Annotated in this window: 21 protein-coding genes; 11 read left to right on the top strand and 10 right to left on the bottom strand. The window is 65.4% G+C overall.

Translation table 11 applies throughout. The features are described 5' to 3' along the window. Positions 1-307 precede the first annotated feature (307 nt). The 4 genes from CH286_RS25870 to CH286_RS25855 form a co-directional block, all read right to left on the bottom strand. A complete protein-coding gene (locus CH286_RS25870) occupies positions 308-1270 on the bottom strand; it encodes a M56 family metallopeptidase (protein ID WP_094610784.1) in 963 nt (320 codons plus the stop codon). Further along, entirely contained in the window at positions 1267-1623 is a 357-nt protein-coding gene (locus CH286_RS25865; RefSeq protein ID WP_094610783.1) for a BlaI/MecI/CopY family transcriptional regulator, read from the bottom strand. Before CH286_RS25865 ends, CH286_RS25870 begins: the two co-directional genes overlap by 4 nt. 121 nt (positions 1624-1744) lie before the next feature. Beyond that, positions 1745-3244, bottom strand: a complete 1500-nt coding sequence (locus CH286_RS25860; RefSeq protein WP_094610819.1) for a multicopper oxidase family protein — start codon at positions 3242-3244, stop codon at positions 1745-1747. 97 nt (positions 3245-3341) lie between these two features. After that, on the bottom strand, positions 3342-3968 hold the full coding sequence (locus CH286_RS25855) for a TlpA family protein disulfide reductase (RefSeq protein WP_032375710.1): 627 nt from the start codon (positions 3966-3968) through the stop codon (positions 3342-3344). A gap of 457 nt (positions 3969-4425) precedes the next feature. Here CH286_RS25855 and CH286_RS28310 point away from each other — a divergent pair, with 457 nt between their 5' ends. Continuing rightward, entirely contained in the window at positions 4426-5595 is a 1170-nt protein-coding gene (locus CH286_RS28310; protein WP_255139211.1) for a peptidoglycan DD-metalloendopeptidase family protein, read from the top strand. A gap of 205 nt (positions 5596-5800) precedes the next feature. Here CH286_RS28310 and CH286_RS25845 read toward each other — a convergent pair whose 3' ends face one another. Both CH286_RS25845 and lnt read right to left on the bottom strand, forming a co-directional pair. Continuing rightward, entirely contained in the window at positions 5801-6562 is a 762-nt protein-coding gene (locus CH286_RS25845; RefSeq protein ID WP_176458354.1) for a M23 family metallopeptidase, read from the bottom strand. Between the two features lie 187 nt (positions 6563-6749). Further along, positions 6750-8348 carry an apolipoprotein N-acyltransferase gene (gene lnt, locus CH286_RS25840; RefSeq protein WP_094610781.1) on the bottom strand — a complete coding sequence of 533 codons (1599 nt, stop codon included), beginning with the start codon at positions 8346-8348 and terminating at the stop codon, positions 6750-6752. A gap of 232 nt (positions 8349-8580) precedes the next feature. Here lnt and CH286_RS25835 point away from each other — a divergent pair, with 232 nt between their 5' ends. The 4 genes from CH286_RS25835 (at position 8581) to CH286_RS25820 (ending at position 11817) form a co-directional block, all read left to right on the top strand. After that, the gene (locus CH286_RS25835; RefSeq protein ID WP_141215894.1) at positions 8581-8781 is read left to right on the top strand and encodes a hypothetical protein; all 201 of its coding nucleotides are present in this window, start codon (positions 8581-8583) and stop codon (positions 8779-8781) included. 46 nt (positions 8782-8827) lie between these two features. Continuing rightward, complete coding sequence (locus tag CH286_RS25830) at positions 8828-9247, top strand: hypothetical protein (RefSeq protein WP_255139215.1); 420 nt, start codon at positions 8828-8830, stop codon at positions 9245-9247. Between the two features lie 108 nt (positions 9248-9355). Next, positions 9356-10531, top strand: coding sequence for a PLP-dependent cysteine synthase family protein (locus CH286_RS25825; RefSeq protein ID WP_441347082.1), 1176 nt, complete (start codon positions 9356-9358; stop codon positions 10529-10531). Further along, complete coding sequence (locus CH286_RS25820) at positions 10528-11817, top strand: MFS transporter (RefSeq protein ID WP_094610779.1); 1290 nt, start codon at positions 10528-10530, stop codon at positions 11815-11817. Before CH286_RS25825 ends, CH286_RS25820 begins: the two co-directional genes overlap by 4 nt. 147 nt (positions 11818-11964) lie before the next feature. Here the strand turns inward: CH286_RS25820 and CH286_RS25815 are convergent, their stop codons facing one another. The 3 genes from CH286_RS25815 to CH286_RS25805 all read right to left on the bottom strand — a co-directional run bounded on the left by CH286_RS25815 (position 11965) and on the right by CH286_RS25805 (position 13693). Further along, on the bottom strand, positions 11965-12657 hold the full coding sequence (locus CH286_RS25815) for a DUF4396 domain-containing protein (RefSeq protein ID WP_176458353.1): 693 nt from the start codon (positions 12655-12657) through the stop codon (positions 11965-11967). Positions 12658-12826: 169 nt separating this feature from the next. Then, positions 12827-13276, bottom strand: a complete 450-nt coding sequence (locus CH286_RS25810; RefSeq protein WP_094610777.1) for a hypothetical protein — start codon at positions 13274-13276, stop codon at positions 12827-12829. Positions 13277-13432: 156 nt separating this feature from the next. Continuing rightward, on the bottom strand, positions 13433-13693 hold the full coding sequence (locus tag CH286_RS25805; protein ID WP_094610776.1) for a hypothetical protein: 261 nt from the start codon (positions 13691-13693) through the stop codon (positions 13433-13435). A 148-nt stretch (positions 13694-13841) separates the two neighbouring features. On the opposite strand from CH286_RS25805, the gene CH286_RS25800 reads away from it, so the two are divergent. From CH286_RS25800 to CH286_RS25780, 6 genes are all read left to right on the top strand, one after another. Then, the gene (locus CH286_RS25800; RefSeq protein WP_094610775.1) at positions 13842-14045 is read left to right on the top strand and encodes a heavy-metal-associated domain-containing protein; all 204 of its coding nucleotides are present in this window, start codon (positions 13842-13844) and stop codon (positions 14043-14045) included. A gap of 32 nt (positions 14046-14077) precedes the next feature. Next, complete coding sequence (locus tag CH286_RS25795) at positions 14078-14314, top strand: hypothetical protein (protein WP_094610774.1); 237 nt, start codon at positions 14078-14080, stop codon at positions 14312-14314. After that, on the top strand, positions 14311-16575 hold the full coding sequence (locus CH286_RS25790) for a heavy metal translocating P-type ATPase (protein ID WP_094610773.1): 2265 nt from the start codon (positions 14311-14313) through the stop codon (positions 16573-16575). The genes CH286_RS25795 and CH286_RS25790 overlap by 4 nt, the downstream gene beginning before the upstream one ends. Positions 16576-16683: 108 nt before the next feature. Next, positions 16684-16851, top strand: coding sequence for a hypothetical protein (locus CH286_RS27965; protein ID WP_155288777.1), 168 nt, complete (start codon positions 16684-16686; stop codon positions 16849-16851). Between the two features lie 23 nt (positions 16852-16874). After that, positions 16875-17213 (top strand): metal-sensitive transcriptional regulator, encoded by a 339-nt coding sequence (locus tag CH286_RS25785; protein WP_032375786.1) that lies wholly within the window; start codon positions 16875-16877, stop codon positions 17211-17213. Between the two features lie 86 nt (positions 17214-17299). After that, the gene (locus CH286_RS25780; RefSeq protein ID WP_094610816.1) at positions 17300-18028 is read left to right on the top strand and encodes a TVP38/TMEM64 family protein; all 729 of its coding nucleotides are present in this window, start codon (positions 17300-17302) and stop codon (positions 18026-18028) included. A gap of 16 nt (positions 18029-18044) precedes the next feature. On the opposite strand, the gene CH286_RS25775 is transcribed toward CH286_RS25780, so the two are convergent. Continuing rightward, complete coding sequence (locus tag CH286_RS25775) at positions 18045-18548, bottom strand: hypothetical protein (protein ID WP_176458352.1); 504 nt, start codon at positions 18546-18548, stop codon at positions 18045-18047. Positions 18549-18611: the final 63 nt, after the last annotated feature.

Here is an 18611-nt window from a genome sequence, read left to right as displayed (position 1 = left end):
ACGAGACGGCGGCCGCCGGAGGACGCGGGCGCTCTACACCGAGGCGTACAAGCGTGAGCGCCGCCGTCAAGGTCGGGGTTGGGTGGTCCTGATGGCGGGTGTCGTGATCGGTGCGACCCACGTCGTAATTCATCTCGGGCAGCTTCGGTTTCTTCCGAGCGCCGGATGGCAGGATCTCGCGGTCGGCTATCCGATGGCGATGGTCCTCGCGCTCGTCGGTCTCATGATGATCGCTTCCCGCACCCGAAAGCCGAGGGGCGAGTATTGCGGACTCGCTCCCGTGATCTGTAGTGCCGCGCGGGGCATTTCATCCCACCGCGCAGGATGCCAACGTCATGGCCCCCAGCAGGGCCACTACTGGTAACGCAGGCAGGGCAACGGCGGTGCACGCTACGAACGCCCGCGCCCACCGGAGGGGAGCATGCGGGATCACTCGGTCCACGGCGAGACGATCGAGCCGCACAACGGTGGCATCGGAAACCATACCGAGGGCGGGCAGAGGAACAGGGTGCGGGCGCAGCGAAGTCAGAGCGCGCCGCACGGGGTCTCGTCCGTGCGAGCGGGCTGCGCGGGCGTCCGCGTCGAGTTCGACCAGAGCGCGCACGAGCGAAGGTGACGCTCGCATGATCGGTAGCCACGGAAACGCATAGGCCACCGACTCGGCAATGCCTACGAGCAGATGATGCCGGCCATCGATGTGTGCACGTTCGTGTGCGAGGACCGCCTCGACTTCAGCAGGCGTCAACTGCGTACGCAGCCCCTCGCTGGCCACGACCATCGCCGGTCGTCCCGCGACGCTGTACGCGAGAGGACTGTCCAACGGAAGCCACAAGGTCGACGCGGGTTGATTCGAACCGGAAAACCCGACGCCTCCAGCGATGATGCGCAGCAGATCGATGTGCCGCTCGTACACTCGCCGTCGCTCACACACTGCGCGCCTCAGGTGAATGATCCAGCGGACTGCGCCGCAGCCCAACATCGCAATCCCGACAACCCCGACGATGGCCTCGACGCGGGCAGGTATGTCGCCCTGAAGGGCGAGCCAGCATTGGTGTGCGATGTCGACCAGGGTCGTCACGCCCCCATGACTGGGGATCGCACTGAGCACGACCGGTACCGCAATGCTGACCAAGGTGCCCACAACGAGCGCCGACCACGTCAAGAGCGTGACGTGCGCATCGATACCTCTGTCGATCATCGACCTCATCAGCAATGGCGCGGCAGCCGCAACCAACAGCCCACCGAGGGCCCACAGGAGTACGGCAGTCACCTCTTACGCTCTTTCAGACCGCGGGTGAGCACCTTCGATTCGTCATCGGAAGCGCCGCGGGCGAAGTGCAGCAGCACGCTCGTCGGGTCGCCGGTCGATTCGAGAAGTATTCGCAAGGCGTCGGAGGCGGCTTCTTCCCTGCTTCGGGTGGCTTCGTACCAATATGCCCGTCCGTTGCGTTGTCGGTGTACCCAGCCTTTACGGTGCAAATTGTCGAGCACCGTCTGAATCGTGGTGTACGCCGGTTCTCGACCGTCCTCGAGTTGATCGATGACATCACGAACCCGGACTGCGGCGCTGGTATTCCACACCACGTCCATCACCAGAGCTTCGAGCTCTCCCAAACCCTGCATGAGTGCCTCCTAGGCGCGTGTTCACTCTATCCCGTCGAACGAGCCAGCTACGTGATCCTTCGGTAGCGAGCACCCTGGTCCGAGAGGTTTGCATGCCTCGAATACGAATGCGGCCGTAGGCTCACGCCAGGTAGGACACCGATGTCATCATTCCCGCTTCCCCGTGATAGAGGTTGTGGCAGTGCAGAAGCCACTGGCCGGGATTGTCGGTGTCGAAGTCGACTTCGACAGTTTGGTTCGGCAAGACCAGCGAGGTGTCCTTCCGGGGGCCTGATCCGGCACCGTTGACAACCTCGAAGGTGTGTCCGTGCAGATGCATGGGATGAAACATCGTGGTGGCGTTGACGAAGCGAAGTCGTACTCTTTCGCCTTCGCGAACGTCGAGGGGGGTGTGCTGCTCGTACGTCTCACCGTTGAGCGTCCAGGTGTACCCGCCCATCTCCATCCCGAGAGCGATGTCGTACGTGCGATCCGGCTCGCGTGCGGACAAGCGGACCGTATCGAGCGACCTCAGTCGATCAGCCATCACCGGGGCTGCAGAGAGTTCGGCAGGCCGGACTGAGGACTGCGGCGCGGCGCCTGGCCCGGTACGCAACACAGCGAACCCGCTCCCGTCCTTACCTTCCGCGGCGGCGACAATCGGAAACGCCCCGTCCTGCAAGGTGATGATTGCGTCGTAACGCTCTCCCATCCCTATCAACAAGCATTGCGCCTGCTCGGGCTGAACCGGAAATCCGTCGCTGTGAGTAACAGTGAGAGGATGCCCCCCCACTGCGAAACGGAAGGCCGTGTCGGCAGCTGCGTTGATGATGCGCAGGCGCAGCCGCTGGCCCGGCCGTCCGCCGAGCACGATGGGATCGGCCCCGATCTTGCCATTGATCAGGTAGTACGGGTAGCTCACGTCGCCGGTGTCGCCACCGAGAGGCGACTGGGCGGTGGGCGCGCTCATCGACATGCCGCCCATCGACATGCCCTCGCTGCGCAGCCGTTCGAGTTCTCGATCGGGGTCGCCGGCTACCCCGTCGAGCCAGTCGTCGAGGACCAGGACGGCTTCGAGGTCGTAGTCCGAGCCGTCGGCGGGGTCCTCGACGATCAGCGGTGCATACAGTCCTCTGTCGAGTTGGGTACCGACGTGAGGGTGAAAGAAGTACGTGCCCGCGTCGGGCACGGTGAAGTCGTAGCCGAACGAGTCACCGGAAGCCACAGCCGGCTGAGTCAGGCCCGGCACTCCGTCCATGTCGTTGCGCAAGGCGATTCCGTGCCAATGGATCGTCGTCTCCTGCTCGAGGCGGTTGTCGAGCTGTGCGCGCAACACATCACCTCGGCTCAGGCGAATCTCGGCACCGGGGAGTCTGTCGCCGAAAGTCCAGGTCTGTACCTGCACTCCGCCGAGGTCGACCGTGCTGGGCTGAGCACTCAAGGAAATATCGACTTGTCTGCCGGTAGCCGAGCGGCGCGCGTCCTCGGCCTGTCCCACCACATCGGAGTCCGGTCCGACGACTGCTGTTGCGGACGAGCCATTGCCGCATGCCCCCAACACGACGGCACTCGTTCCGGCCGCGCTCAGCGCGAGAAAGTTGCGGCGCGTGAGCGAGAACGCACCTGCCCGCTGCCCGGTCATACACATCTCCCAATTCTGTAGAAGTCCGTCCGCCGGCGGGCGTTCGATCCTCGCCGCGTTGCTGGTGCTGGTGCTCGTGCTCGTGCTCGTGCTGAGATCAGCGCACAAGCGCTGTTACCGCCTCCCGCACCTGACTCGGGTCGTAGAACACCGGCGTCGAGGTGATGCGCTCGATCGTTCCATCGCTCTGGACCAAGAAACTCAGGGGCAGGACAGGGGGCGCGTCAAGTGTCTGCAACGCCGCGTCGGCCTGATCGAACGAGGGATAGTGCACTCCCAGCTCGGTGAGCAGGCTCAATGCCGCATCGGCATCGTCTTGGACGTTGAGACCGACGACCCGAACCGCATCCGGTTCTGCGGCGTACTGGGCCAGAACCGGAATCTCCTGTCTACACGGACCGCACCACGACGCCCAGACATTGAGCAATGTGGGTTGCCCAGCCAGGGAGGTCCCCAGATCGGATAAGTCCGACGTTCCCAAGCATCGTGCGGACGTACCGACGAGCTCGCCAGTTACGGGGGACGGAACCGGCGACGAGGTCGGGCACGGCTCGAGGGCAGCACGGGTAGCGATCACTGCCGACGGGAGATCCTCGTCCTCGACGTGAGGTGCCGATCCTGCGGACCCCACCGACTGGGTCGAGGGATCTCGAGACCACAATGCCAGCGCTCCAACAACTGTCACGATGACGATGATCGCAAGTAGGGACCAGCGTGTCGTCACCCGCTGCACCCTGCACCTCTGTCTCGTTCACCTCGACGATGTCTTCCGGTCTGTCAGCGTCATACTACACGATCTACTATCTTCGATAGTAGCAACGTGGATCCTGCACGCCGTCAACGCTTTCGCGGCCCCTTCACCCTCGGGCCTCACAGTGCCAGCACACAGCTCTCCGGCCGTTCGCCGAAGACGACCGTCCCCATCGAGGCGCACGATGAAGGCCGTCCAGCGACGCCGAGTCCTTCTGGCGCAGAAGATATTACGTACATGAACTTCGGCTCCCGAGAAACAACCCGACGATCGAAATGGGTCGCAGGGTGCGAATGTTACCGATGTAATTCACTGTGACTGATGGTGCTTGTGCGGAAAGGGTGTAATAGTGATGCGGCGTGTCGCCTTGACTCGAAGGCGACCTGAATTACTGCCAGGTATGCAGTTGCCGTCCAGGAGGACCACCGACATGAGACCTCTGCCCTCGTCCTCGTACATGGCGCACCGAACTCGGTGGGGTACTCGCATCCTCGTCGGTACCGCGTTCGTGGGAGGCATCCTCGCGCTGGCACCCACGGCGTCTGCAGCCCCGGACGCCGATCCGGCTGCGCCGCCGCCTGCCTTCCCCGCGCAGGCCCAATCGGACCCGCACGTCCAACAGGAGGTCCTCGATCTCGTCGTCGGCGCACTACGCGAGATTCGCGCCAACGGTGCTCTCGACGACCTGGCCGGCCCACAGAGCCGCATCGTCTCCTGCCTCGTGGGCACGATCGGAGCCACCGATACAGCTGACGGACCAACGGGAGCCCTTTCGCGACTGATCCCCTGTCTCGCGCCGATCGACGACATCGACCCCACAGTTCTCCCCCGACTGGTGTCGTCGATGGACGTCGCCACACTTGCATCCACACTCGCGGCCGCCGAGACTCCCCACGATCCGGCCACCCCGCACACCTCGTCGCGCGCACATGCGGCGGTCCCACCCGGCAGGTCGAACGCCGAGCCCTCGACCGAACAACCGACCGCCCAAGGCACCCAGGACACCCAGGACCCCGAGTCGGCCGCCGACCCATCGACGCCCGAACTGCCCGCGCTCGAACCCGACGCCACTGTGCCCGAAACGTCGGCACCCGGCACGTCATCTGAAACAACGACACCCGAAACCACGACACCCGAGACGGGCGATCATTCGTCGGCCGCCCCGCAATCCCCCACCGACACAACAGGGTCGAGCACCGGAAAGTATCGTGCGCCGACAACAGGAACGTTGACCTCGACCTTCGGCGACGGCCGCGCCCATCAAGGCATCGACATCGCCAACTCCACCGGTACACCGATCGTCGCCGTCGCGGACGGCGACGTGATCAGCGCAGGACCGGCCCAGGGCTTCGGACTCTGGGTGCGCATACGCCACGATGACGGCACCGTAACGACCTACGGGCACAACAACGACAACCTCGTGACCGTAGGTCAACGCGTCGCGGCGGGCGAAGAAATTGCGACGGTAGGAAACCGGGGTGTCTCCAACGGTCCACATCTGCACTTCGAGGTCGACACACCCGCCGGCAACAAGGTCGACCCCAGACTTTGGCTCGCGGAACGCGGAGCCACCATCACCGGTTCCGATCGTGACTCGTAGCCCAGGATCGACCGCACCGGCCCGCCGATGGGAACGAATTCCGCACTGTTGCACCGGCTTCGGATGCGTCTCAGTGGTCTCGTTTTCACCATCGGACCTGAACGCTAAGTGCCTCGACATGTTCGGCGGGCGCGCAGTGCGATCGCCCGCATTCCGGTAAGTTCGCCGTACCTACTGCGAGCCCGAGAGGTGAAGCGGGGGCCTACTACGACCGAACGGCCGCGTCGGACAGCGCGACACCCCGAGAGGCGAGCCACTCCTGGGGATCGACCTTGCTCCCCGCCGCGTCGACGACCTCGAAATGCAGGTGAGGTCCGGTCGATTGGCCGCGATTGCCGACAGTGGCGATCTGCTCACCGGCTTGCACTCGTTGCCCCACGGTCACCAAGGTTTGGTCGATGTGCCCGTAGACCGTTGTCGTTCCATCGTCATGCTGAAGACGTACCCAGAGGCCGAAACCGTCCGCGGGGCCGGAATCGAGCACCGTGCCCTCCGCTGCCGCGTAGACGGGAGTTCCGATGGCGTTGGCGATGTCGAGTCCGGTGTGCGTAGTCCCCCATCGTGGACCGAAATCCGAGGTCAGGGTCCCGGCGACCGGACGAACGAACAGTGGTCGCAGCGCCGCTGCATCACGCGCAGCGCTCTCCTCTGCCCTTCGTTGCCCCTTCGCCAACTGCTCGATCGCATCGTTGATATTGGAGATCTCCGGTATGGCGAGGATCTGAGGCAAGTATTCGGCCACCGGGTCCTGCATCGGTGTCGCTTCGTGCACGGGGACTGCCTGCGCCTGGGCGGGACTCGCATATTGGGCACCCGCCGTGACCAGGGCACCCGCCGCCACCGCAATACCGACAGCGACGCTGCCGCGGCGCTCGGTGGCGCGCGATCGAGCGCGATGCCGCCCTCTCGGCGTCACCGCCACTCCCGGCACGTCACAGTCCGACAACTGTCGACGTCGGTCGGTCATGCGGGTCATACGGTGTTGTGCCACAGCAGAGTCCTCGGTAATCGAATGGAGCGAGGCGTAATCATCGACGTGCGCACCTCACTGATGTATCGAACGGATCACGACGCGATAACGAAAAGATACACGACGAGTGGGGTAATTACTATCATGGTTAGTAGTTCGATGTCCCCCGCAGTGGTTTCGTACCTCACGGCGCGGTAGCACCGGACGTCGACGGTCGGAGACCATCGGCCGGCGACCGCTGCCTTCTCCACGCCAGAGCACACCCCACGACAGCAAGAACGACCGCGGCGTACTCCGGAAGCACTCCCAGCCTTGTCGCCCACGTCGATTCCGTTTCCAGCGCAACATCAGCCACCAACGTCTGCGCAGTGAACAAGCCCGAACGATCTGCGACCTTCCCCTGTGGGTCGATGACGGCACTGACCCCACTGGTCGCCGCAACGAGAACAGTCCTGTTGTGCTCGACCGCCCGCAGCCGCGACATCGCCAACTGCTGGTAGGTCATATCGGTGCGCCCGAACGTCGCATTGTTGGTGGGGACCGTGATCAGTTGCGCTCCCGACCGCACGGAGTCGGTGACCAGCTCGTCGAATGCGACCTCGTAACAGGTGGCGACGGCCGTCGGGATTCCGGCGAGGTCGACGACACCGTCGCCCGAGCCGGGAACGAAGTTACCGGCCTGCGAGGCGTAGGAGGACAACCTCGTCATCACAGATCGCATCGGGAGATACTCTCCGAAAGGAACAAGTCTGCGTTTGTCGTGCCGCTCCCCCGGTCCGAGTACCGGATCCCACACGATCGAGGTATTCATCGAGGTGCCGTCGTCGTTACCGAGCACAGCTCCGACCAGAATCGGCACCCCGACCGACCGCGCTGCAGCGTCGATCCCGGCAGTGGCGTCGGCGTTGCGCAGTGGGTCGATATCGGATGCATTCTCCGGCCAGATCACCAGGTCGGGAGCGGGCACCCTGCCGGCGGTGATGTCGTCCCCGAGCTGCATTGTTCGCTCGATGTGATTGTCGAGAACTGCTCGACGTTGCGAGTTGAAGTCCAGACCCGACCGCGGAACGTTGCCTTGAACAACGGCGACCGTCGCACGCGCTGCGCCTGCATCGTCAGCGGGAGTGAGCGCGAAAGCCAGAGCCGGCACGATCACCACAGTGGCCACCGACCCGACTGCGAATCGCGGCGTCGGCGGGCGTACCTGGCGGACCACACTGGCCAGTGCCGCGCCGATCACTGCGACTGCAAAAGATACACCGGGCGCACCGGCGAACGCGGCAAGCGAGAGCAGAGGGCCGTCTGCTTGGGCGAAAGCTAGTTTCCCCCACGGAAATCCCCCGAACGGAATCCGTGCGCGCAGACCTTCGGTGGCGGTCCAGATCGCGGCGATCCACAGCGGTTCGAAGCGCAACCCGGACACTGCGGCCGCTGCAGCGGAGAACAGTGCCACTGCTATCGCTTGGATCGCCGCGAGCGCCAGCCACGGCGGGGCACCGACGTAGACACCCACCCAGGGCAGCAGAGGCAGAAAGAACGCCAATCCCGACAGATACCCGTAGAAGAACGCCGCCCGGATGGAACGGCCGCGGATGACGAGAACAAGAACCCCGACACCCAACGGCGCGAGGAACCACAGTGACCGAGGTGGGAAGCCCGCGTACAACAGCACACCAGCAGATACCGCACACGATGACCTGCCTGCTATCGCGGTGAACACACGGCGACGCCGGGTTCGTCGGTGACGGTTCACTGTTGTTGCAGCGGAGTCGATCTCGAGCATGCCTGCATGGCTCTTTTCTCGTGTACGGCATAGCGCCACCTGACCACCCTCGGTTGCTACTATGCACGATAGTAGTAACAGCGGTGAGCCCGGACCGGCTCCCCCGCCGACACCGCGGCTCTGCGACGTCGATGCATACCCCGGGCCATGCCCGGAATATCGACCGCGCACTTTCGCTGTGCCCTTCGTGGCCGGGCATCGACCGGTGCACGGACCACCCTCGGCTCACAAGATGCGTGCTGGACCCCGGGATGGAGACTGGCTTCTACCGCGCCGCAGCACGCCGACATATGCGGGTGCATCTGCTCTGGCGGCCATCATGATCACCGCCCCGATCGCCCTGGCCGTGTTCGACGTGACCAGAAACATGTGGTGCCTGCGGGCGGGCGGTGTGACCGCCCGATTCGGCGGCGCCACATCAGGGGCACCCTGAATGGGTTTGGGCCAACCCAGTTTCCGGCTGCTACCGTCGTGGCGTTGTGAGAATCTCTGCGCTGGGCCCGCCGCGCCTGCGGACGGTTATCGCAGTCGCCGCTGTCCTGTATTCGTTGGCTCACACCATCGCTCAATGCGGCATCGCCTGGGAACAGGACCATCACAGCGACGGCGTACACATCGTTTCGTCCTCGTCTCAGGCCGCCGCGGAACTCTCCCCCAACCACGCGCACATCGACGACGGATCGCCCCACATGGCGCACGATACGAACACCGTCATCGCAATGCCCCGATCCGACAACCCGCCCCGCCCATCGACCATCGCCGCGGTCGCAGCGATGGCCTTCGCTGTGGTGTTGGTGGCGATGTCTGCCCCGCGCATTTCGCGAGCCCCACCGGATCTACCCATTCCGATCCGGCACGGCCGAACCGTCTTGAACGAACTCTGTATCAACAGGTGCTGATCAGCAGCCCGCGGGCCATCCGAGGACTTCTCCTCTCATGGCCCAGTTCGTGCTGCCCATCACTCACTTACTGCGCTCCTCGCAGATCACATACAGGGACTACTCATCATGAACAGTGCTGTTCGCTCCACACTCGTGCCACCGTCCTCCGCCGGCCACATGTTGGCGACCGCCAAGAACTGCCCGGAACCGAGCACAATGGTCGGCAACACGCCCGTTCTGTGGATCGGTGAACCGTTCGCGGACTCCGGCCGCGGCTTCTGGGCGAAACTCGAAGGCAGCAATCCCGGTGGGATGAAAGACCGCCCCGCGCTGCACATGGTCGAAAAAGCCAAGGCCCGCGGCGACCTCGCTCCCGGCGCGATGATCATCGAATCCACCAGCGGAACCCTCGGCCTGGGTCTGGCCCTGGCCGGGATCACCCATCACCACCCCGTCACCCTCGTCGCCGACCCGGGACTGGAACCGATCGTGCACCGGATGCTCGCCGCGTACGGCGCCCGCGTCGAACTGGTCACCACACCGCACCCCGACGGCGGCTGGCAGCAGGCCCGGCGTGAGAAGGTCCGTGAGCTCCTCGACGCACATCCAGGGTCGTGGTGCCCGGATCAGTACACCAACCCGGACAACGTCGAGGCGTACGAGTCGCTCGCTCACGAACTCATCGCCCAGCTCGGACGCGTCGACACCTTGGTCTGCTCGGTGGGTACCGGAGGGCACTCCGCCGGGGTGGCCCGGGTGCTCCGGCAGTTCTGCCCCGACCTGAAACTGGTCGGTGTCGACACCATCGGATCGACGATCTTCGGGCAACCCGCAAGCGCTCGGCTCATGCGCGGACTGGGTTCGAGCATCTATCCCGACAATATCGACTATCCCGCCTTCGACGAGGTGCACTGGGTGGCCCCGCACGAAGCGGTGTGGTCGTGCCGCACCCTGGCGGCGACGCACCACGCCAGCGGCGGCTGGAGCGTCGGGGCCGTGGCCCTCGCGGCCGGCTGGATCGCTCGCACCAGCCCGCCGGAGACCCGGGTCGCGGCGGTCTTCCCCGACGGACCGCAGCGCTACTTCGACACCATCTACAACGACGACTACTGCACCGAACATGGCCTGCTCGACGTTGACCCGCCGACCGAGCCGACGACCATCGCCCACCCCACCGATGAGACCGTGACGTCGTGGACGCGGTGCGCCACCGTCGTCGATCCCACCGTCGTCGATCCCACCGTCGTCGATCCCACCGTCGTCGATCCCACCGTCGTCGATCCCACCGAAAGCGTTCGATGAAAACCCTTCTGACTCAGTTCCGTAGCTTCGACCGGCCCAGCCAGGTGTTGATGGTCAACCAGTTCTCCATCAACGTCGGTTTCTACATGCTGATGCCGTACCTGGCCGGGTATCTGGCCGGTCCCCTGGGCCTGGCGGCGTGGGCGGTCGGGCTGGTGCTGGGTATGCGCAACTTCTCCCAGCAAGGGATGTTCCTGCTCGGCGGCACCCTCGCCGACCGCCTCGGATACAAACCCTTGATCATCGCCGGCTGCCTGCTGCGGGTCGCCGGTTTCGTACTGCTCGCGGCCGCGGAATCGCTGCCGGCGATCCTGCTCGCCTCGGCCGCGACCGGGTTCGCCGGTGCGCTGTTCAACCCGGCCGTACGGGCGTACCTGGCCGCCGACGCAGGGCCACGGCGGGTCGAGGCGTTCGCGGTGTTCAACGTGTTCTATCAGGCCGGGATTCTGCTGGGCCCGTTGATCGGTCTCGCTCTGACCACCCTCGACTTCCGAGTCACCTCACTGGCCGCGGCCGCGATTTTTGCTGTTCTGACGATCGTGCAGATCTGGACGCTCCCCGCGCACCGGGCCGAAACGGCCGTCGCCAAGACATCGGTACTCGAGGACTGGCGGGTGGTGATGGCCAACCGGCCTTTCGTGCTGTTCGCGCTGGCGATGATCGGGTCCTACGTGCTTTCGTTCCAGATCTATCTTGCGCTGCCGCTGCAGGCGGCGGTAGTAGTCGGTGACGGCAGGTCCGACACCGCTCTGGTGACCTCGTTGTTCGTGGTCTCCGGCGTGGTCGCGATCGCCGGGCAGTTCCGGATCACGTCCTGGTTGTCCCGCAGGTGGGGTTCGGGGCGAAGCGTGGTGGTCGGTATGGCAATCATGGCGCTGGCGTTCCTCCCGCTGATCGTGCTGCCGAGCCCGGCCGCGCTGGGCGGGTGGGCCGCCGCCGGCGCCCTGGTGCTCACCGCCGCACTGCTGGCGGTCGGCACCGCCGCGGTGTTTCCGTTCGAGATGGACACGGTGGTGACCCTGTCGGGCGGGAAGCTCGTGGCCACCCATTACGGGTTCTACAACACCATCGTCGGGGTCGGCATCTTGCTCGGTAATCTGGGCACCGGTGCCGTCTTCGGGCTTCTCAGCGACGCGCATCTGGGTGCACTGATCTGGGCGATACTGACCCTGGTCGGGGCGGCATCTGTGGCCGCTCTCTATGCGCTCGATCGATCCGACCGGCTCACCCCACCCCCCACCGAGACCACGGTGACCGAAAGCGGCGAGGTACCGGCCACCAGCTAGCGGCAGTGCACGCCGAGAAATGGCCTGCATTGCCCACACCCAAGACCTCGACGATGATTGCCGAACACGAAGGTGTCGACGCGGCACCGTTCACGACTATCGACCGACCGGCGGCCCGCATTCACACGAATGCGGGCCACCCACGCCTCAGTCGGGGGTACTGCGGTGACGTTGGAGGCGACGGACGACGGGGTAACCCGTGACCACCCCGAGGACGATACCGATTTGCATGAGCATCCAGAACGCAGCGTCGGTGGCCGGTGGCATGGTCTCGGTGTAGTGCAGCAGCAGCATCCAGCCACCCATCCCGAGGTCGAAAGCCAGGACGGTCAACGCGGCGACGCCGAGCGCAGCCACGACAGAACGCCGATGGATTGCCTGCGTACCGACTACCGGTGTGATGGCCGAGCGCTCGTATACGAAGAGCATGATCGTGGCCAATATCGCGATGACGATGATCATCACCCAGAGGTCTATGCCGGCGATGGTGAGTCCGGAGGCGATCACCAGCGGCACCCCGATGAGGTGCGCGGCGGCAGAGGCTGTACCTCCCGGCAGTCCTGAGGCGACACCATGGGGCGAGGCCTGCACGGTCGTACTCGAAACGGGGGTGACGCTGCTGCGGCCGTGACGGCGGTAGGCGAGCAGGGCGAAGGGGCCGAGATAGAGGCCGGAGCCGATCCACACCACCTCGGTGGCGACGGTGCGGTGGCGGTGCCCACGGCGGTAGATATCGTCGGCTATCACCGCCGACGAGATGAGGGCGAAGGTAACCACTACCCACGCCAGTGGGGTCAACCAGGTGGGCAGGGTCGAGCCCATCGTCATGTCCATGTTCATGCTGTGCCTTTTCGTCGGGAGGGGAGGCCCCGCCACTGCGCGCGGAGTAGTCGGGGTGATGGAGCGATGAGTGGTGCACGGGGCCCGCATGACAGCGACCGAAACGGCCATCCGTGCGGCGCGAGCCCACCGAAGGACAGGGGCTCAGGATTGTGTCCCGAGCGACCTGTCAGACCCTGCTCACCGAGAGCTTCGCCAACGACAGCACTGTCCACGGCGGCGAACTCCACTCATACGACACAAGGTGCCCACGCGTGGGGTGCCGCCCCCTCTGCTGGTACTTACCATCCATGCGCACCCCGAGGGCAAGAGCCGTCGACGCACCGAGTGCCGTCACCGCCTCCACGCACGCGTGCGCGGAGCCACCGACGATCCCGCCGCAGTCCATGCCCCCGTGGACCTCGCCGGTAACCGTTCGCGCTTCGGTGTCCATGACCGTCGGCCGGGTGAGTACCGCATCGGTCGAGCCCATCTGGCGCATCTCCACAGGAGTGGCCGCCACGGTGTCGGCGGCCGCCGACGTTCCCAGTGAGCGTTGGGAGGCCAGTGCACACACGGTGACGACCACGACGACCAACAGCACGAGCACCCGCCGCGTGAGGCTGGTCGACACCGACATCTGTCGAGGGTAGCGCTACCGGCCCTGCTACACCGATGGGTACTACTGGGCGTCGTAGGTCGGGGATGCGCATTCCTGGCGACGGTGTACCGCCGCAGGGGTGTCCTCGATGCTCGTCATGTGCCCGTCGGCTACCGCGCATTCTTTTTCGTCGAGCTAGAACCGCCGCGGAAGCTGCTGGTTGCTCGATGACGACGCGGTCGACGCACCGCCTGTCTCCGATTCGAGGATCTCGAGAAGATCCTTCGACACTCTGTCCGCACGAGATTCGACGTCGGCAAGGACGGAAGCGACATCATCGAGAAGATCGTGGGCGTCTCTGCGCGCGCGCAATCCGCGTTCGTAGTAGCCGGAGTCGAGGACGCCCGCCGACGCAGGCTCTGGTGCGACGTTCGATTCTGGGTGCCGCTCCCGCATCCGAGGGCGGTGTTCCGGTCAGTGCCCAGGGTCATGCCGTAGCACCGGTGCGGCACATCTCATTGCATACCGTAGGGGGGTATGGTAAATCTATAGGTGGGTCGCGACGACCTCGATCACATTCCGAATCGAAGAAAGAAGGGCATCGATGAACACCACCGTCACCGTCACCGGAATGACCTGCGGGCACTGCGTCTCCTCGGTCCGCGAGGAGATCAGCGGCATCCCCGGTGTGACCGCCGTGAATGTCGACCTCGCGAGCGGCCGAGTCGATATCGACTCGGACACCACGATCGAGCAGACGGCCATCGCCCACGCAGTCGACGAGGCCGGCTACCAGCTCGCCTCCTGATCGACACCAGACCCGGACAGGAGATTCGCACGATGAACGCATCATCGAAGTTCGTCGGATTCACCATCGCCCTGGCCGCGGTCTTCGGGCTCGCCTTCGGGGCCGGGGACGCCTTCAGCCCCGAAGGTGCCGCACCACCCGACACACACGACACCTCGACTCACGACGCCGCCCCGGCGTCCACTGCGGGCGTGCCCGCCGCCTCGGAGCCGATGCCCGCCGGGCACGGACACGGACACACCATCACGTCCCGAGAGGAGCAACGATGAATCCCGTCACGCATCACCCCACCGCCGACGGCCGGGTCGAACTCGACATCGGTGGTATGACCTGCGCCTCCTGCGCGAACAGGATCGAGAAAAAGCTCAACAAGCTCGACGGTGTCACCGCGACGGTGAACTACGCCACCGAAAAGGCACGCGTCGACTACGTCGGTGATGTCTCGACCGAGGATCTCGTGGCCACCGTCGAACAAGCCGGTTACACCGCCACGGTCCCCGCGCCCGCCGCCTCCTCCACCGACCCCGACGCGGCCGGGCCAGCCGAGATCGACCCCACCGCCTCGCTGCGCCAACGCCTGCTCATATCGCTGGTGCTCAGCGTGCCGGTGATCGCGATGGCCATGGTTCCGGCACTGCAGTTCACCAACTGGCAGTGGCTTTCCTTGACCCTCGCCGCACCCGTGGTGGTGTGGGGGGCATGGCCGTTCCACAAGGCCGCCTTCACCAATCTGCGGCACGCCACCTCAACGATGGACACCCTGATCTCGATGGGCACCATCGCAGCACTGGGGTGGTCGTTGTATGCCCTGTTCTGGGGCACCGCCGGAACGGCCGGCATGACACACCCGTTCGAGCTGACCATCTCCCGCTCCGACGGGGCCGGCAACATCTACCTCGAGGCCGCAGCCGGAGTCACCACCTTCATCCTCGCCGGCCGCTACTTCGAAGCACGCTCCAAGCGACGCGCCGGTGCCGCCCTGCGTGCCCTGCTCGAGCTCGGTGCCAAGGAAGTCTCCGTCCTGCGCGAGGGTGTCGAACAGCGCATCCCCACCGATCAACTCATCGTCGGTGACGAGTTCGTCGTCCGCCCCGGGGAGAAGATCGCCACCGACGGCGTGGTCGCCGACGGCTCTTCCGCGGTCGACAATTCGATGTTGACCGGCGAATCCGTGCCCGTCGAGGTAGGACCCGATGATCTGGTCGTCGGCGCGACGGTCAACGTCGGTGGCCGAATCGTGGTCCGGGCGACCCGCATCGGCTCGGACACCCAGCTCGCACAGATGGCGAAACTCGTCGAAGACGCTCAGACCGGTAAAGCCCAAGCTCAGCGTCTGGCCGACAAGATCTCCGGAGTCTTCGTCCCGATCGTGATCGCCCTTGCCGCGGCGACACTCGGCTTCTGGATCGGCACCGGCGGTGGGATCGCGGCCGCGTTCACCGCAGCCGTCGCCGTCCTGATCATCGCCTGCCCGTGTGCCCTCGGCCTGGCCACCCCGACCGCGCTGATGGTCGGCACCGGCCGCGGCGCTCAGCTCGGCATCCTGATCAAGGGTCCCGAAGTGCTCGAATCGACCCGCCGTGTCGACACCGTGGTACTCGACAAGACCGGCACCGTCACCACCGGCAAGATGACTCTGCTCGACGTGATCACCGCCGACGGCGAGGACACCGCGCAGGTGCTGCGCCTGGCCGGTGCACTCGAAGATTCGTCCGAGCACCCCATCGCCCAGGCCATCGCCAAAGGTGCCCGCGAGAAGGTCGGAGCCCTGCCACCGGTGGAGCAGTTTATAAATATCGAAGGCCTCGGGGTGCAGGGCATAGTCGACGACCACGCAATGATCGTCGGACGGGCCCGCCTCCTCGCCGACCGGGCGCAGCAGCTGCCGGACGAACTCGCAAGTGCGATGCGTGCAGCCGAATCCGAGGGCAAGACCGCCGTCGCAGTCGGTTGGGACGGTCGGGCTCGCGGAGTACTGGTCGTCGCCGACGCGGTCAAACCCACCTCCGCCGAGGCGATCGAGCAGCTGCGGGGCCTGGGTTTGACGCCGATCATGCTCACCGGCGACAACGCAGCCGCCGCGCGTGCCATCGCCGACCAGGTCGGCATCCACGAAGTGATCGCGGAGGTGCTGCCCGCAGACAAGGTGGACGTCGTCAAAAGGCTGCAGGAGCAGGGCAAGGTAGTGGCGATGGTCGGCGACGGCGTGAACGACGCCGCCGCGTTGGCGCAGGCCGACCTCGGTCTGGCGATGGGCACCGGTACCGACGTTGCGATCGAAGCCAGCGATCTGACGTTGGTGCGCGGTGATCTGCGCGCAGCAGCGGATGCTATCCGCCTGTCCCGCCGAACGTTGGGCACCATCAAGGGCAACTTGTTCTGGGCGTTCGCCTACAACGTGGCTGCCCTCCCCTTGGCTGCGGCCGGGCTGCTCAATCCGATGCTGGCCGGTGCAGCGATGGCGTTCTCGTCGGTGTTCGTGGTCAGCAACAGCTTGCGGTTGCGCCGGTTCAAGTCCCTCACCGGATAACCGCGCGGGTAGAACAAGCACCCAAAAGGCTGGGGTGGGCGTGGCATGCAGGCGCGCCACCCCACCCCACCGCTACAACCCCGATGCAGCCTACGAAAGGAGAGGGCCATGTCCTTCGTGACAACGACCTTGGTGCAGATCACCCGGCACCCGGCGACCCGAGCGGTGGCCCGCTGCGCGGTGATGTGCGCTGCGGCGGCGGCCCAGCGACGACTCGACGGACCGACCCTCTCGCGCCATACCCCGGGCGGGCATAATCGAGGATGCTCGGCATGACACTCGGATTCCAGGAGGACACCATGGCCACTCCCGCGGCCGCGCAGGCACCCGCCGAGACCGACGGCCATGATCACGCCGCGCATGGCTACATCACCGAAAAGGACGCCTACCTCAAACGCCTCAAGCGCATCGAAGGCCAGGCCCGAGGACTGCAGCGCATGGTCGAGGAAGACAAGTACTGCATCGACATCCTCACCCAGGTCTCGGCGATGACCAAAGCCTTGCAGGCGGTGGCCATGGGCCTGCTCGAGGCTCACATCAGCCACTGCGTGGTCGACGCCGCCATCGCCGGCGGTCCCCAAGCCGACGCGAAGATCAAAGAGGCCACCGACGCGATCTCACGGCTCGTCCGCTCCTGAGCACCGGCAGTGCGAAGCCATTCCTCGCCGTCCACTCCCGCGTGCTTGTCGGAAACCTCGGCGAGGCGGCGCAGGCAGAGACCGTCATGACCGAAACCGTATCGGCGATTCTGCGCGATCGCCGAGTCCTCGCCACCGTGGCAGCGCTGGCAATACTGGCAGTGGCTGCCGCCCTCGTACCCCGCCCGTCGATCATTGTGGTGCGCGAGTGGGCGGAGTCGATGGGCCCGTCGTTCGTGGTGGTGTTCTTTCTGACCCAGGCGGTGTTGACGATTGCCCCGGTACCGCGCACGGTGTTCACCCTCAGCGCCGGACTGTTGTTCGGTCCCGCCACCGGGGTCGCCGTCACGATCGCCGCCACAACTGTCAGCGCTGTGCTGGCGTTGCTGCTGGTGCGCGCGCTCGGGCGCACCGCGGTGCAGGAGCGGCTGACGAATCCTGCGGTCAAGTCCATCGATGCCCGGTTGGCTCGGCGGGGGTGGCTGGCCGTCGGGTCCTTGCGGCTCATTGCCCCGGCACCGTTCGCCCTGGTCAACTACTGCTCCGGACTCTCCGCGGTGCGCCTGCTGCCCTACACGACGGCCACTGTCGTGGGGATTCTGCCCGGTACGATCGCCGCGGTGCTGTTCGGGGACGCTTTGACCGGGCGAACGAGTCCGGCATTGATAGTGGTGACGTCGGTCTGCGTGGCCGCCGGGGTGGCAGGATTGCTGGCCGACGCCCGCCTGCCGGTGTCGCAGGCACAGCCCAACACCGCAGATGGTGCATCGAGAAGCGGTCGCCTTCGTCGTCTGTTGCTGCCGGACCGCGGATAGGACGTGGCGAGAAATCCTACAATTTTGCTGCGCCTGCACCGCCAAAGCCAGCGGAGTTGCCGAACTCCTGACCTACGCGAGAAGTAGGGCACGCGCGTTCCCCGTGGATTCGCAGTCGAAGAGCCCACACCATCACCCCCACCGACATCACTCCGATCACGGGCTGCACGGGTGCCCATAGATCCAGAGCACCGCTCACCCCGACCGCCACCACTACCAGTTTGTTGCATATCGGACATCCGACCGCCAACAACGACAACGCATTCGCACTGACCCCTACACGGGAAGAAACCGACGACGCCAGCCCAGTGCTCACGTATGTCGCAAGAATGAGGCCACTGAGAACTGCGGTGGCAATCCACACCGGATAGTTCCACCACAACACCGGGGTCATTCGAACGTAGAACGCAGTGTGGATGATCCCGGTGGGGATCGCCACGACCAGCGCGGCCACCGTCGCGCCCAGTAACGCGGCCACCCAACGGCGCGCCGGCCAGTCACGCATCGTCACAGTCGTCATCCCTCTCCCGGTCAGCGGATACCACCCCACCATCTACTATGAATGATAGTAGTTTGCAGGTGC

It is taken from the genome of Rhodococcus sp. WWJCD1, assembly GCF_002258735.1.
GTDB lineage: Bacteria > Actinomycetota > Actinomycetes > Mycobacteriales > Mycobacteriaceae > Rhodococcoides.
This window is presented reverse-complemented; position numbering and strand designations above follow the sequence as displayed.